Origin of the sequence: Desulforamulus aeronauticus DSM 10349, from assembly GCF_900142375.1 — a bacterium.
Lineage (GTDB): Bacteria > Bacillota > Desulfotomaculia > Desulfotomaculales > Desulfotomaculaceae > Desulfotomaculum > Desulfotomaculum aeronauticum.
Map to the genome: position 1 here is coordinate 73,980 of NZ_FRAR01000020.1, position 15,538 is coordinate 89,517.

14 protein-coding genes and 1 other annotated feature are annotated in these 15,538 nt (G+C 45.2%); of the genes, 7 read left to right on the forward strand and 7 right to left on the reverse strand.

Going from position 1 to position 15,538, the window contains the following annotated elements:
• The first annotated feature begins 10 nt into the window (after nucleotides 1-10).
• The 6 genes from BUA78_RS13370 to BUA78_RS13395 all read left to right on the forward strand — a co-directional run bounded on the left by BUA78_RS13370 (nucleotide 11) and on the right by BUA78_RS13395 (nucleotide 7,275).
• Complete coding sequence (locus BUA78_RS13370; RefSeq protein ID WP_072915421.1) at nucleotides 11-2,122, forward strand: xanthine dehydrogenase family protein molybdopterin-binding subunit; 2,112 nt, start codon at nucleotides 11-13, stop codon at nucleotides 2,120-2,122.
• A gap of 84 nt (nucleotides 2,123-2,206) precedes the next feature.
• On the forward strand, nucleotides 2,207-3,241 hold the full coding sequence (locus BUA78_RS13375; RefSeq protein WP_072915424.1) for a BMP family protein: 1,035 nt from the start codon (nucleotides 2,207-2,209) through the stop codon (nucleotides 3,239-3,241).
• Between the two features lie 57 nt (nucleotides 3,242-3,298).
• Nucleotides 3,299-4,831 (forward strand): ABC transporter ATP-binding protein, encoded by a 1,533-nt coding sequence (locus tag BUA78_RS13380; RefSeq protein WP_139257380.1) that lies wholly within the window; start codon nucleotides 3,299-3,301, stop codon nucleotides 4,829-4,831.
• Nucleotides 4,825-5,919, forward strand: coding sequence for an ABC transporter permease (locus BUA78_RS13385; RefSeq protein ID WP_072915426.1), 1,095 nt, complete (start codon nucleotides 4,825-4,827; stop codon nucleotides 5,917-5,919). Before BUA78_RS13380 ends, BUA78_RS13385 begins: the two co-directional genes overlap by 7 nt.
• On the forward strand, nucleotides 5,864-6,805 hold the full coding sequence (locus BUA78_RS13390) for an ABC transporter permease (RefSeq protein ID WP_072915430.1): 942 nt from the start codon (nucleotides 5,864-5,866) through the stop codon (nucleotides 6,803-6,805). Before BUA78_RS13385 ends, BUA78_RS13390 begins: the two co-directional genes overlap by 56 nt.
• 17 nt (nucleotides 6,806-6,822) lie before the next feature.
• A complete protein-coding gene (locus BUA78_RS13395; protein WP_238456823.1) occupies nucleotides 6,823-7,275 on the forward strand; it encodes a hypothetical protein in 453 nt (150 codons plus the stop codon).
• Nucleotides 7,276-7,541: 266 nt separating this feature from the next.
• On the opposite strand, the gene BUA78_RS13400 is transcribed toward BUA78_RS13395, so the two are convergent.
• Nucleotides 7,542-7,790, reverse strand: a complete 249-nt coding sequence (locus BUA78_RS13400; protein WP_072915432.1) for a DUF2164 domain-containing protein — start codon at nucleotides 7,788-7,790, stop codon at nucleotides 7,542-7,544.
• Nucleotides 7,791-8,047: 257 nt separating this feature from the next.
• Nucleotides 8,048-8,317 (forward strand) — a binding site (T-box leader).
• Nucleotides 8,318-8,420: 103 nt separating this feature from the next.
• Between BUA78_RS13400 and trpS the strand changes: the two genes are divergently transcribed.
• A complete protein-coding gene (gene trpS, locus BUA78_RS13405; protein ID WP_072915434.1) occupies nucleotides 8,421-9,434 on the forward strand; it encodes a tryptophan--tRNA ligase in 1,014 nt (337 codons plus the stop codon).
• A 149-nt stretch (nucleotides 9,435-9,583) separates the two neighbouring features.
• On the opposite strand, the gene BUA78_RS13410 is transcribed toward trpS, so the two are convergent.
• The 6 genes from BUA78_RS13410 to BUA78_RS13435 form a co-directional block, all read right to left on the reverse strand.
• A complete protein-coding gene (locus tag BUA78_RS13410; protein WP_072915436.1) occupies nucleotides 9,584-10,501 on the reverse strand; it encodes a DMT family transporter in 918 nt (305 codons plus the stop codon).
• Between the two features lie 2 nt (nucleotides 10,502-10,503).
• Nucleotides 10,504-11,355: an AraC family transcriptional regulator gene (locus tag BUA78_RS13415; protein WP_072915438.1), complete on the reverse strand. Its 852-nt coding sequence runs from the start codon at nucleotides 11,353-11,355 to the stop codon at nucleotides 10,504-10,506.
• Nucleotides 11,356-11,514: 159 nt separating this feature from the next.
• Nucleotides 11,515-12,240, reverse strand: coding sequence for an ABC transporter permease (locus BUA78_RS13420; RefSeq protein ID WP_072915515.1), 726 nt, complete (start codon nucleotides 12,238-12,240; stop codon nucleotides 11,515-11,517).
• Between the two features lie 5 nt (nucleotides 12,241-12,245).
• Nucleotides 12,246-13,082, reverse strand: coding sequence for an ABC transporter ATP-binding protein (locus BUA78_RS13425; RefSeq protein ID WP_338011622.1), 837 nt, complete (start codon nucleotides 13,080-13,082; stop codon nucleotides 12,246-12,248).
• 49 nt (nucleotides 13,083-13,131) lie between these two features.
• Nucleotides 13,132-14,547 (reverse strand): ABC transporter substrate-binding protein, encoded by a 1,416-nt coding sequence (locus BUA78_RS13430; protein WP_072915441.1) that lies wholly within the window; start codon nucleotides 14,545-14,547, stop codon nucleotides 13,132-13,134.
• Nucleotides 14,548-14,615: 68 nt separating this feature from the next.
• Nucleotides 14,616-15,536, reverse strand: a complete 921-nt coding sequence (locus BUA78_RS13435) for a sirohydrochlorin cobaltochelatase (protein WP_072915442.1) — start codon at nucleotides 15,534-15,536, stop codon at nucleotides 14,616-14,618.
• Nucleotides 15,537-15,538 lie beyond the last annotated feature (2 nt).

Below are 15,538 nucleotides of genomic sequence, written 5' to 3' on the forward strand. Positions count from 1 at the left end.
AGGTTTGAAAATGCCAGGAGTTGTTGGGCGTTCGATACCTCGGATAGATGCAGTTGGCAAAGTGACTGGTCAAGCCCTGTATGCCAGTGACTATTACCTTCCTGACATGCTGCATCTGAAACTAGTCCGTTCAACCCAGGGACATGCTTGTGTCTCCCGAGTTGATACCAGCGCCCTGGAAGGGTTGACGGATGTCTACGTTTTTACAGCTAAGGATGTGCCTGTGAACAGCTTTGGTCAAATCCTCAAAGATCAACCGGTATTGGCAGATGAACGAGTGCGATTCTTTGGTGAACCAGTGGCTGTGGTAGCAGCCAAAAGTCGCAAGTTAGCGATAGAGTATAGTCAATTGGTAAAGGTTAAATACCAGCCCTTAACAGTGGTGGAAGAGCCGGAGCAGGCTTTACAGCAGGAGGCCCCGCAAATTCATACCGAGGGCAATCTATTGCAGCATTTTGCTTTTCAAAAGGGGAACTCTGAAAGTGCTTTGGACAAGAGTGAGCTAATCTTGGAAGATACCTTTACCACACCGGTGGTGGATCACGCCTATCTTGAGCCGGAGGCGGGAGTTTCCTTCCTGGATGAGGCGGGTGTACTCAATATTATTGCCGGCACCCAAAATCCTTTTTACGATCAACAAGAGATCGCCCGTTGTTTGGGTATTCCTAAAGAAAAAATTCGGGTGAGAACCGCCAATATCGGTGGTGGTTTTGGGGGGAAAGACGGTAATACCGTCCAACTCTATCTGGCGTTAGCTACTTGGCAAACAGGCCTGCCGGCCCGCTTGGTGTTTGACCGGGAAGAATCCCTCGTGGCTTCTTACAAAAGACACGCTGCCCGGGTTTGGGTGCGGCTGGGTTTCAGTAAAGAGGGACTGATTACAACTTACCAAGGAAAAATATATTACGATACCGGTGCCTATGCGGCGTTAGGCCCTGCAGTTCTTGGCTTGGGCGTGGAACATGCGGCGGGACCCTATGTGATTCCCAATGTGCAGATAGATGGCTATCTTTGCTATACCAACAAGCCTCCTGCCAGTGCCATGCGGGGATTTGGTGCTCCACAAACGGCCTTTGCCACAGAAACGCTGCTGAACAGAGCGGCAAAACAGCTCCAATTGGACCCCGTGAAGCTCCGTCTAAAGAATGCCTTGTCCAAAGGTGCCGAGGGGAGCTTGGGTCAACCCATGAACCATTCAGTTGGCCTTAAAGAAGCCTTAACGCTATTGGAAAAATCTCCTCTTTGGCAGGAAAGATTACAGCCTAACGACCCCGATATTGGCTACGGAATGGCTGCAGGTTTTCTCAGCTGTGGTATGGGAAAAGGCATTGAAGATAAGGCCAAGGTAGAAATTCAAAAACTGCCCGATGGTATCTATGAGGTCAGAATTGGCACGGTAGAAATCGGACAGGGAAGTAACACCGCCTTTGCTCAATTGGCAGCCCAGGCCCTGGGAGTTTCCCTGCAGGAGATCCGGGTGATCATGGGGGACACCGCCCTTACCTATGACAGTGGCTCGACAGCGGCCTCCCGAACCTCCTATATCTCGGGAAATGCCTTGCTGTCTGCGGTGGCAGATTTAAAAAGACAAGAAGAATTGGGTGAGGTTTATCCCAAGGGTGTCGGGGAAGCTGTGTTCCCGGAAGTTAAAGAAGTCAATTTAGGCATTGGCTTACCGCACAGCATGTACACCTTCATTGCCCAGGCCGCCAAGGTAAAAGTAAATCGGCGGACCGGGGAAGTGAAGCTGCTGCAGGTATTTGCTGTCACAGAGGCTGGGAAGATCATAAATCCGATGGCCCTGGAGGGACAAATTCAAGGTGGCGTTGCCATGGGAGCAGGTTATGCATTGCTGGAGCAAATTGGCTTTGTCAGTGGTCTGCCCAAGCAAATCAATTTATCAACCTATCTGTTGCCCACCAGTCTTGACCTGCCGGAGATAGAGACCGCAGTGGTCGAGGAGTATGAAGAGTCGGGTCCGATGGGGTTGAAAGGGGCTGCGGAAGTGGGAACGGTGGTGATTGCTCCGGCCATTGTGGCAGCCATTAACGAAGTGATTCCGTTGCCCATCAATAAATTACCGATTTCCCGGGAGCAAATAGCTGGCTATCAGGCAGTCTAAGTAAACAACGAAGCTTTTTTAACGGCTGTAATTGAATGGCTGGCAAGAAATTAATTGGTTACATAAAAAGAGGAGGGCTAATCAATGAAGGTTAAAGGTTATTTATTGCTAGTGGCAGTACTGCTCATGAGTTTGTTGCTGACAGGTTGTGGTGGCGGTGATAAGCAAGAGCCGGCCAAACAAGAGGGCAACCAAGAAAAGAAGCCCCTTAAAGTGGCCTTGATCTTACCCGGTAAAATTGATGATGTTTCCTTTAACCAAGCGATGTACGAAGGTGTTAAAGAACTGGAAAAGGAATATGCCGGAAAAATTGAAGTTACCTACACCGAACAAGTCTATGAAGTTGCCAACATTGAACCTGCCCTAAGAGATTTCGCTTCTCAGGGTTACGACTTGATCATTGGTCATGGTTTTCAATTTATGGAGCCCATTATCAAAGTGGCAGGAGAATTCCCTAACACCAAATTTGCTTTAGGAACAGGCTTTAAGACCCTGCCCAACACCTGTGTTTACGATGTCAAGCTGGAAGAAGGCGGTTACCTAATGGGAACTTTGGCGGGTCTGACAACTAAGACCAATAAACTTGGTGTAGTTGGCGGTGCAGACGTGGCCGAAATTTACCGGGGTCACGAGGCTTATAAACATGCTGCCAAACTGGTGAACCCCAACGTACAAATTCAAGAACTTTACACCGGCGATTGGCGTGATGCTGCTAAAGCTAAGGAAGGCGCCATATCTATGTATGATGCCGGAGTCGATGTGGTTTGGCACTCCGGTGATGGGATTGGTGTAGGTGTTGTGGATGCCGGTAAAGAGAAAAACAAAACAGTGCTGGGTAACGTATCGGACCAAAACGTACTGGCACCTAACAATGTATTATCCGGCATTGCTTATAACTGGACCCCGGTTGTTAAACAAATTGTCGATGATGTTTTGAATGATAATTTTACCAACCGCAATGACAAGTTTTACTGGCTGACTGTTGCCAATGGTGGTATAACGGTAGCACCCTTCCACGGGTTAGATAACACCGTACCCGCAGAAGTGAAGGCAAAGATGGAAGAAGTTAAAAAGGGATTGGCTGAAGGCAAAATTGAAATGCCTAAATTTGAGAAGTAAGACAAAGGGGGCCTGTGGCCAGGCCCCCTTATTATCTTTTCCAGGGGTGAAGGTAGTTTGCAATCATATGCTGTGGAAATGCAAGGCATTACTAAGCGCTTTAAAGGAAATGTAGCCAATAATCAGGTGGACTTTCGTCTGATAAAAGGATCTATTCATGGTTTGCTGGGTGAAAACGGAGCCGGTAAAACAACCCTGATGAATATCCTGTTTGGACTTTACCAACCGGAGGAAGGTCAAATTAAAATCAATGGTTCAGCGGTTGTCCTCAATAATCCAACCCAGGCTATGAACCTAGGCATTGGTATGGTGCACCAGCATTTTATGTTGGTAAGGCCGATGACCGTTGTTGAAAACATGATGCTGGGGTTGCCCTCTCAAAGAGGCCCTCTTTTAGATAAAGCCAAGGTTGAGGCATCCCTCAGAGAACTCTCAGGGAAATATAACTTAAAAGTAGATCCTAAGGCGAAGATCAGACAGCTCTCCGTCGGTGAACAACAAAGGGTGGAAATATTATCGGTGCTCTATCGGGGTGCAGAAATCTTGATCCTGGATGAGCCTACAGCTGTCTTAACGCCCCAGGAAAGCACGGAATTATTTAAGATTCTCAAATTAATGCGGGATGATGGTAAGTCCATTATTCTTATTACCCATAAATTAGAAGAAATTTTGGAGATTGCCGATGAAGTAACGGTACTTAGAGATGGCTGTAGAGTGGGCGGCGAACCCATAACCCCCGCCACCACCAAAAGTGACTTAACCAACCTGATGGTAGGGCGTGAAATTGTCTGCAATTTTGCGGAGAAACCGCCTTGTACCGGAAAAACCAGGCTGGTTGTTGACCAGCTTATGTTAAAGGATGAACATAAGCTGCCTGTTTTAAACGGTATTAATTTTTCCATTCGGGAGGGAGAAATAGTAGGCTTGGCCGGTGTGGACGGTAACGGTCAAAAAGAGTTATGTGAAGTTCTAACAGGCTTAAAACCCTCGTCCTCTGGGAAAATCCTTTTGGATGGACAAGAACTGATTGGCAAAAAACCCAGTGGATTTATTAAGGAAGGAATTGCCCATATTCCTGAAGACCGTCATAAAACCGGTCTGGCCATGGGCTTTGATATAGCCACCAATTTAATTATCAAAGAATATCACAGTCCGCGCTTTTCCTTTAGGGGGCTTTTAAATTTTAAAGCCATTCAGGATAATGCCAAGAGACTGTTAGAGGAATACAAAATTAAAGCCAGTGGCCAGGAGGCCAAAGCCAAGGACCTCTCTGGTGGTAATCAACAGAAAATCATTCTGGCCCGGGAAATTACTTCTTCCCCCCGGGTGATTATCGCCAACCAACCAACCCGTGGCTTAGATATTGGTGCCACCATGTATGTGCGGGAAAAGCTGATGGAGCAAAGGGCACAGGGTGTCAGCATTTTACTGATTTCAGCGGATTTGGAAGAAATTCTTCAGATATCCGATCGGATAGCCGTTATTTATGAGGGACAGATCAAAGGGATTATGGATAACAAAAATGTCAGCATCGAAGAGATCGGTATGATGATGGCGGGTGTGGAAAGTGGGGAAAAGGCAGCATGCTAAGCAGCACGGGGTTTTTTAAAAAAACATTAGTTAGTATTGCACCATCAATCATCACCATCAGCTTGGCTATTCTGGCCAGCGCCCTGTTGCTACTCCTAACGGGTCAAGACCCGGTGGAAGCCTTCCAGACCTTGTTTTGGGGTGCCTTCGGGTCTACCCACAGGATTGCAGAAACCTTGGTTAAGGCAACTCCTTTGATGATTATGGCTCTGGGTACATCCATTGCTTTTAAAAGCCAACTTTGGAACATTGGGGGAGACGGACAGTTTACCCTGGGAGCTATTTTTGCGATGACAGTGGCTCTAAACTTTTCGGCCCTGCCAAACATGCTGCTATTGCCCTTATCCTTTGTGGCAGCTTTTTTGGGCGGCGCCCTCTGGGGTGGCTTGGCAGGTGTTTTCCGAGCAAAATTTAATGCCAACGAAGTAATTACCACCCTCATGCTCAACTACGTGGCCGTTCACCTGTTATCTTGGGTGGTGCGGGGCCCGCTTATTGACCCTAAGGGCCATGGCTTTCCTCAAACGCCTTTGCTCGATGAGGCCTTGAAGCTGCCTATTTTGCTGAGCGGCACCAGGCTACATTTGGGGATTATCATTGGCGTACTGATCATTTTGGCAGGCTATCTTTTCTGGCGTTCTACCTTGGGGTTTCGCATCCGGCTCATGGGGGAAGGGCACCATGTGGCGCGCTATAGCGGCATCGAAATTTCCCCAACCATTGTTTTAATCATGGTTATCTCTGCGGGCTTGGCAGGGGTAGCTGGTTGGACGGAGGTTTTTGGCATCCACTATCGTTTGATGGATGATATTACCGCAGGCTATGGCAGCCTGGCTATTGTGGTGGCCCTGTTAGGCAACCTCAACCCGCTGGGGATTGGCATATCCTCCTTCTTTTTTGCCGCGTTAATCGTGGGTGGCAGCACTATGCAGCGGATGGTAGGAGTACCCTTTTCTTTAGTTAGTGTCATACAGGGTTTGGTCATTATCTTTGTGATTAGTCGGGTGATTTACACACAATGGAGGGATCGGCGTGACGGAAGTATTAACCCAGGGGTTTCTAATAAGTCTACTGGCAGGAGCTATTAGAACCAGTGTGCCCATTCTTCTTACTGCCTTAGGGGACATCTTTACGCAACGTGCGGGCATACTCAATCTTGGTTTGGAAGGAATTATGCTCATGGGGGCCCTGGGTGGTTTTGTGGGAGCCTATTTTACAGGCAGTTTGTGGCTGGGTGTTCTGCTGGCCATGCTGATTGGGGTTCTTTTTTCACTGATTATGGCCTTTTTAAGTGTTACTGTCAAAGCCAATCAGGTTATTGCGGGAACGGCGTTGACCATTCTGGGGACAGGGCTTTCTGCGTATCTGTATCGCAGTATTTTTGGTGTGCAAAAGCTGCCCCCGCAAATTGAAGCCTTTCCGGCCATTAAAATTCCCTTGTTAGGGGATCTACCCTTTTGGGGACCGGTGCTTTTTGAACATAACATTTTGGTTTATTTGACTTTGGTTCTCGTCTTCGTAACTTACTTTGTGATGGAAAAAACCACCTTTGGACTAAGTGTCAGGGCTGTGGGGGAGCACCCACGGGCAGCAGATGCCAAGGGCATTAATGTACAGTTGGTTCGCTATATTTGTGTCATGATTGGCGGTGCCCTGGCAGGATTGGGTGGGGCCTTTCTTTCCATTGGTTTCATGAATACTTTTTTAGATCAAATGGTGGCAGGTCGTGGTTTTATCGCAGTGGCGGTGGTCATCTTTGCTCGTTGGAATCCTTACCGGGCTTTGGGTGCTGCTTTGCTTTTTGGTGGTGCCAGCGCCTTACAACTGAGGCTGCAAGCAATGGGAGTACCGGTACCGCACCAGTTCCTCCTAGCCATGCCCTATATCTTAACCATCCTGGTTCTCCTGAGCGTTTCTAAAAAGGCCCAGTTTCCCGCGGCTTACACAGTTCCCTACTCCAGAGCAGAACGGTAATGGAAAGAGGGGTTACGATGCCAGCTAAACAGGGGCGGGTTTCTTTACGAGTGATCCTAGGGATTATCATAGTTCTGCTGCTGGGTGGACTGGCGGTATCCTGTTACCCGGGGCAATGGCAGGCAGCCCAGCGAGTTCAAGGGTTTATTGATGCCGTCAACGAAAACAATTCCGGAGATGTGTACCCCTACTTACTACCTCAGTTGCGTGAGCGGATCAACAAAGAGGATTTTGTGCGTAATTTTGCCAAAGAAAGATCCTATCCTTACCTAACGCCACTTTATCTATATCTCGATGAAGTAAAACTGGCCCCAGATCGATACACCGGGGAGGCCGTTCTCACAGTGGCGGCAAGATTGCCCGGAGAAAAGATGCGTGTTCAGTTATACTACTATCGGGGTAAATATTACATTGCTGCCTTTGAGGATATTGTGGATGGTACTTTCGAGGAAAAATTTAAAAAGCTATAGGTTTTGCTAGCATGTCGGAAAGTATAAAACTTTCCGACATGCATAAGGGCAAGCTAAGCTTCCGCCGGCGTCTAAAGACTTGGCGTACCCTAAAGGGCATAACCTAAAGGTCACAAGTAAACAAGCCAAGTTTTTCTAACAGAATAAAAGGCACCTGTTAAACCCTGCAGATGGGGTTATCAGGTGCCTTTTATTGCCGGGAAATCTTTCCAAAGCGTTCGGATTGTAGATGGCTGTGGCCTGCAAGCTAGCTGGTTATAAGTCTGTTAGCGTTTCAGTGTTGGACTAGATTTTTGAATTCCTAATAAGTCCTCTATTCTTTCGTTCATGTAAATATAGGAATCATAAACTCCTTGATTATAGAATTCAGAGGCTAACTTTTCTATGAAAAAATCTAAAATAAGCCCAGCAGCCAAATCTCCTAAATCTTCGTCTCTTTCCTTTTGAAAATAGGTTTTAATTTCAGAAATCAGATACTGTCTGCTCTCGTTATTTAATTTAATTATTTCTTTCAAATCAATTCCCACCTTTAAAAAATTATCCTTACTTATAGTACATCAATGATCATAGATAAGACAAATGTTATCCTCCCCAATTAACCTACTAAGAAATAGCGAGCTAACAGGCCAATCACCACTCCAATCACCACTCCAATCACAACAGAAGGAAGAAATGCATTGATTATTTTAATTGTACGGATAAAATGGTATACGTTAAGATAGCGTTGCCAAAAACGGATATTATAGTTATACTAATTAGTACTAAAACATTGCTAACAACCAGGAAGAAGAATAGTAGGTATCAGAGACGTTACCACAGAGAGTCGGCAATTGGTGTGAGCCGATGTGCGTCTGATACAGAATGGGCTTCAGAGTTGCTTTGCAGAACCACGTAATTTACGTTCAGTAGGTAAAGCCGGAATGGTCTCACCGTTATCAGGAGACAGGCATGGCATGAAAAATTTTATGCTCTGTGCCTACTAAAGTGCGTCGAATAGCAAGTTCGACGAAATAGGGTGGCAACACGGTCCCACGTCCCTAACCGGATGTGGGATTTTTTTATTTTTTAAGGGAGGTGGTAGTGCGTGAGCGATGGTTGGTGGTGGCGTTTTATAAATAAAGAAAACGTATGGAGGCATGTTGACAATGACGGAAAAAAGACAAATCAAAGATCGGGTTCTTACCGGCGACCGCACTACCGGAAAATTGCATCTAGGACATTATGTTGGTAGCCTTAAGAAGCGTGTGGAAATGCAGGATAAATATGAAACCTTTGTCCTGTTAGCCGACGTACAGGCATTAACAACTCATTTTGATCAACCTCAGCAAATCCAGAAAAATGTTAGGCAAATTACGGAAGACTATTTAGCAGTTGGCATCGACCCGGAGAAAGCAGTTGTATTCGTGCAGTCCCTAATTCCAGAAATTGCAGAGCTTACAATCTACTTCTCTATGTTTGTTACTGTAAATTCGTTACGACACAACCCAACGATCAAGTCTGAAGCGGCTGAACGTGGTTATAAGGATTTGTACTATGGATTTCTTGGCTATCCTGTCAGTCAGGCAGCCGATATTTCTTTTTGTAAGGCAACTTTAGTTCCCGTGGGGGAGGACCAAATTCCTCACATTGAACAGACTAGAAAAATCGTGCGCCGGTTTAACGAATTGTATAAACCCATCCTTGTTGAGCCCAAGGCCGTTGTAGGAGAAATACCCAGGTTGCAGGGTCTGGATGGAAAGTCTAAAATGAGTAAAAGCATGGACAATGCTATTTATTTGGATTCATCACAGGAAGAGGTTATGCAGAAAATACGAAAGGCTCTAACAGATCCCGCTCGTATTCGAAAAGATGATCCGGGTCACCCCGAGATATGTCCTATCTTCTCTTACCATGAGGCTTTCTCTAAGGAAACTTCAAATGAGATACTTGAAAGCTGCAAAGCCGGTAAGATTGGTTGTGTAGAGTGTAAACAGTTAATTGCTGGCCGAATTAATGTAATGATGGAACCCATGCGGGAACGTCGCCAGATATATCGTTCCAGACCTTCTCTGATAGACGAGATTTTACTTGCTGGAACTCAAAGGGCTAAAGGTATTGCAGAAGAAACTATGAAAGAAGTCCGAGAAGCCATGGGTATTAATTACTTTTATAATCGATAAATTTATTCAATTTTGCCCTTCTGTTCTAAAGAAGGGCATTTTAATTGAGAAAATATTAAAGATAGTACTAGCTAATGAATGTACCTAACTGGCAAACAAAAAAGAGTGGTCAAGTTTAGGGTAGCCACTCTTGTAAGAAATAGCATGTTTTATTTGTTTACTATAATTTTCTCCTTCAAAATCGCATTTGGTTTTCTCTCTGAAATGTACAGCCCTACCAAGGTGAGAAATGCTCCTCCTAAAGCTACCTCTGTGATTTTCTCTTGAAGAATAAGGGAGGCCGCCACAATTGTAATCACAGGGACAATATAAATATATACACTTGTTTTTACGGCACCCAAAACCCCTACAGTCCAATTCCAACTGACAAAGCACAATGCGGAAGCTCCGAATCCTAAGTATAAAAGGTTAAATAAATTAGGTAAAATTGTCAATTTATCAAAAACTAAGTTGAATTCCAAAAGGAATAGCGCGGGTATCATAAAAAGCAGTCCGTAGAAAAATACCCTGCGAGTGCAACCAATGGTATGATAGCCGAGCTTGCTTATTTTGCGCATCAAAACGGAATAGGCTGCCCAAACGATTGATGCGAAGGCAGCTAATATGTCCCCGATTGGGTTTAGCTTTAAAAGAAAACTGCCGTTAAACCCAATTAACATAATTCCTATGATAGCGATAACAAAGCCTGCAAAAAATTGTGGATGCAGTCTTTCGCCCTCTAAAAAGAAGTGTGCTAAGACTGCTGTAAAAAACGGCGCAATGGAAACAATCACACCGACATTGGAGGCAAGGGTGTAGGTAAGGGCGATATTTTCCAGTAAAAAATACAAAGTAACACCACAAAGCCCTGCCGCGATAAAAAGCAACTCCTCGTTTAAAGCTCTTATCTTTAATCGACGTGGATACACAAGTAGTAGTGTAATGTAGCCAATGATAAATCGAAAGAAGAGTATTTCGAGGGGTGAAAAATCAGTCAATAGTATTTTGGTAGATATAAAGGTTGTCCCCCAAATTAGAATGGTAACGAAGGCCAACAGGTGTCCGGTAGCGATCCTGCGGTCATCCATCATCAATCCTCCGAACCCTTCGACAGCCGCGATTCTATCTCGTCTACAAATATCCTCATATATTGTTTAGGTGTTAAACCAATCAGCTTTTTAAAAAAGTTTGAAAAATGGCTTTGGTCGCTAAAGCCTGTTTGAAAGGCAACATCGATGGGCGGGGTGCCTTGTTCCAAAAGTTTTTTTGCATTACCGATACGAATTGTTTCAAGATAACTGTAGGGTGAGATTCCTTTTTGCTTGGTAAAAGACCGCAGTAAGTGGTATTTGCTTAATCCCGTTAAGGCACTCAAGTAATTCAGCGTAATTGTTTTGGCATAGTTTGACTCTAAATAATCGCAGACAGTTTTGATTTCAGTGGTCGGTTCCTGGGCAGCAGGGGCAGGAGCTGTATCCGAGTATTCTTGAATAAGTTGCTCTAGAAGAAACAGAAACAGCTCTTCCTTTTTGAAATCAGGTTCTTCCTCGGTAATCTTTAGGTGCAGTTCCCGCAGGGAAGCCGCCAATTCACTGCGATAGAGAACGGCTTGGGTGAAGCGGGGCAGGTACTCCTTGCCTGTAATTTCCGCTACAGTCTGACGCATAATATCCGGCTGGATGTTAATACACCGATAGTCCAGAGTTTTTCCATCCACCTGCTCGCAAGTGTGGGGCTCCCGGGGATTAAAGATGGTAATATCTCCAGTGTTGATAATGTATTCCTGATTTTGGCATAACAAATACCGCTGCCCCTTTTCTATAAAGCCAATAACATAATAGTCATGAAAATGGTTGGGAAACTTTTGCATAATGCCTTCAAAGCGATAAGCTTCTATTTTTAAATCCTTATCAAAGCAGACCGTTCGGACTTCATTAGCCATTTGAGCAATTCTCCTTTTTCGTTCATTTAGTAGTAAGCATATCATAGAGATAAGGACAGTTCTTGAATGATGTTGCTCAAATACAGCTTAACTATTGCCGATTCTCAAATAAAAATACCAGGGTGATAATACACCCCGGCATGTTTTTAAGGTATTTTATTACTCAACCTTACGGTAGGCATATAATCCTAGGGCAATGAAAAGACACAGATAAATTAATTGCAGGGTGGGGGCATACCAGGCGAATTCCTGACCCAGGGCGAGGGAACGCAATCCCTGGCTGGCGGGGGTCAATGGCAATAGCTTAATGAAGAACTGTAACAGCGGAGACGTGTGCTCCGGAGAAAAAAAGGTACCTCCAAGAAAGATCATCGGGGTGATGACAAAACTATTGAATCGGGCCATATCCGGGTGTGATTGTATCTTAAGGGCGACTAAAAATCCTAGACTGGCAAATACCAGGCAGTTTAACAGGGCTAATGTAATAAAAGCTAAACTAATTTTAAATTTGGCACCGAAAAGAAAAGCCACCACCAAAAGTAACAGGCCCACATACATGCCTCTCAGAGCCCCGGCCAGGATTTTACCGGCAGCAAAGGAAAAAAGAGTTATGGGGGATACCAGATATTCTTCTAGGGTCTTATCGTAGAGGCGGGCAATGGATAGCGGTGTGGCTACCGAGTTGAAGCTGGCATTCATGGTACTTAAGGCGAGAATGCCTGGTACAATGAAATCAATGTATTGTACCCCGTCCATAGTAACGACTCTGCCCAAGCCCCAGCCAAAGGCGATTAGATAAAGTAGCGGTGACACCAGGGAACTGGCGGTAATGGACCAAATTCTTCTTTTGAAAAATAGATACTCTCGCCACAAAACTGCCAGCATACCATTCAATTTATATCCACCTTTTCTTCTGTCATTTTTACAAAAACATCTTCCAGAGAGGTTTGCCGGATGGTGAACTCTTCTTTTAATCCGGAGACGAATTGCAAAGCCTGGGCTTGTTCCTGAAAAAAGTGCAGTATTGTTTTATCCTGGACAAATCTCTCCACCACCACAGGACCCACCACATCACGCAGGTTCTCTATGCTGCCGGTCATAATCAGCCGGCCTTTTTTTAATAAGCCAATTCTGGAACAAAGATGTTCTGCTTCTTCGAGATAGTGGGTGGTTAATAAAATAGTGATGCCGCGAGTATTTAAGGACTTAATTAAATCCCAGACCCTGCGACGGGAAAAAACATCTAAGCCTACGGTGGGCTCATCCAGCAACAATAATTGGGGGCTATGCATCAGGGCACGAATGATTAAGACTTTGCGCTTCATGCCACCGGAAAGAGTGTTAACCAGTGTTTGACGCTTATCCGTCAAATCGGCGAACTCCAACAATTCCGTAATCTTGTCCGCTATGGCACTTCTTTTCATGCCATACAAGATGCCATGCAGGTAAAGGTTTTCTGCTACGGTTAATTCTGGTTCCAGATTTATATGTTGGGGTACCAGGCCGATTTGGGATTTGTAGGAGGGATTATGGCGACTGACAAGCTGGCCGTTAATGGTGATGTTGCCGGCAGTGGGGATGGTGAGGGCAGTAAGCATACGGATGGTAGTTGTTTTACCCGCCCCATTTGGTCCCAGTAAGCCAAAAAATTCACCATTGGCAATATGCAAGGACAGTTTATCTACGGAAAGGGTCTCTTGGTATTTTTTGGTTACTTCATTTAGCACAATCAATTTGCCAGCCTCTTTTCCATGAAACTACCCACCCCACTGTTTTCTAAAGCTGTTGCAGTCTGTTTAACGCTGCCAATGCTTCCTGGACGGAGACAGTGGTAGAGGGATTAAACTGTTTCTGTTGATCCAAGGTAAGAACCTGATTTTTTACTATTAATTCGACAATTCTAGGTTTTTCACACAGGCTAATATCTTTAATAGTAACGTCCGTTGCTGTATCCTTTAAGTCTGCCAACAGAAACAATACCTGACTTAATTCATCTCGAGTGACGGCCCTGTCAGGCTCAAATTTATTTCCCGCCCCTTCCAGATAACCAGCTTGAACAGCGGTTTCAATATAATTAAATGCAGGGTGGTCCAAGGCGACATCAACAAAGCTGCCGTATAGGTGTCCACTGGTTCTATTATAATGCTTGGAGGTGGGGGAGAAAAACTCCTTGTGCTTATATTTTACCACCATCTCTGCCAGTTCTTGACGGCTTAGCGTAGTCTGCTGCGGTAATTGGGTAAATTTATCAAAAGCCTCCGGGTAAAGCATTCTAGCAAGTTGCTTAGCCCCCAGGGCTAGGCGGAAGGTTGGGCTAGAAACCAGCTTCTCATCGACATTATAAATCTGGTTTTCCTGCACCGCCTTAATCTCGTTAAAAGCTGGCCTGATTTTTATCGACGCAGGGGATCCACCGGCGTTCATGGCACCACTTTGGGCAATATAAACATCAATTTCTGCTGCCCGGGCCAGAATTTTTTCTACTCCGTAGGAAGCAATACTACTTTCTTTGCTGACTGCCTTTGCATCAGCAGCTACATTAATGCCGCCGGCTAGCTGGAGGAGGTTGGCCGGTATACTATCGGGAGTAATAGTGCGGTATTCTGTTTCGGTGGATTCAAAAAACACCCTTTTCTTTGGTGAAATGTTTGCGGTTTCTTGCTGAATCTCATCTAACTGCTGGTGAAACTGCTTAAGTTTCTCCTCTGCCACCGTTTCTTTACCGGTTAGCAGGGCCAGTTTTCGGATGTAATCATCAAAGCGGCTAAAGTTTTCTGGATATAAACAAACCACGTTAATGTTGGCATTCTCCAGAGCCTTGACAAAGTCCGGCTTACTTTTTTGGATAAAAGGACGTATCAGTACTAAATCTGGTTGTTGAGCTAAAATTTTCTCGGGGTCGCCGTTGTAGTCGAAGGCTGGTTTTTTGACAGAGGCTGGGGGATAGGTTTCCTTGCTGCTGACACCGATGATTTCCTGCTCCAAACCCAGGTCAAACAAGTTCTCCGTATGTGCTGAATATAAAGAAATAATTCGCTTGGCTGGCTGTTGCAAGACGATGGTTTTACCTAGATCATCCACCACCTGGATTTTTCCCTCCTGGGGAGCAGAGGTAGTAGGACTGCTGCCACAGCCGGCTAATGCCAGAGCCAACAGTAACGAGAACATAAGGACGATTATTTTTCTTATCATATTTTTACCACTCCCTTAAAGGGGAAGCAAACAGTGAAAACTGTTTGCTTCTATAAGAATGAATTTTGTTATTTGTTCAATTGATCTATGGCATCCTGAGTATGCTGGACAAAGATAGCCTGGATGGCTTCATTTTCCCCCAGCCCGTGCAAATAAGGGGTTACTGTATAACCCTCTTTTTTCAGTTGCGTTTTCCAGGAATCCTCTTCGTCACCAGCCATGTCATTGTTGGCATGATCGCCGGCTACCAGCATCAAGGGCATCAAAGTTACGTCCTGAACCTGTAGCTGTGCTAAAGATGCTTTTACCTCATCTAAAGTAGGACTACCCTCGACAGTACCGACGATTGCCGGCAGATTAGCTTGTTTTATCGTATCATTCATCATTTGATAAGCTGTATTGGACTGATGTTCTGTTCCGTGTCCCATGAAGACGACAATTTGTTTTTCTTGTAAGGCTGGTAGTTGCTTTTTGAGGGCATCCACGGCTACATCAAAGTCCTTGGTATTATTGGAATCAATTTGGTAACCTAACAGCGGACGGCCCAGCACAAGTTTGTCAAAGGCTTTGTCTGCTGCAAACTTGTCTACCACCGCCTTAAGATCGTCAAATTCCTTGCCGGGTATAATATGCAGCGGCTGTACAACTACCTGTTTGTAGCCTTCCTGCTGTAGCTTTGTCAAAGCCTGTTCCGGATCATCAACCATTAGTTTATCTCGGTCGGCCAGTTTCTTGATAATAATATCCGAGGTGAAAGCCCGGCGGGTTTGATAATCCTTAAAGGTATCTTTGATTTTGTTTTCAGTACTTTCAATGCAAGCTTTTCTGGCATCAGGATAGCTGGTGCCAAAGCTTACCACCAGAATAGCCTTTTTGTCCTGAGAGGCCGGGGGTTCCTTGGCTTGATCGTTGGTTGCGGTGCTGCCGCAGCCAGTTAGCAACAAACCTACCAGCAGAGGCACGAGAAAGTAAAGAGCGATTTTTTTCAATG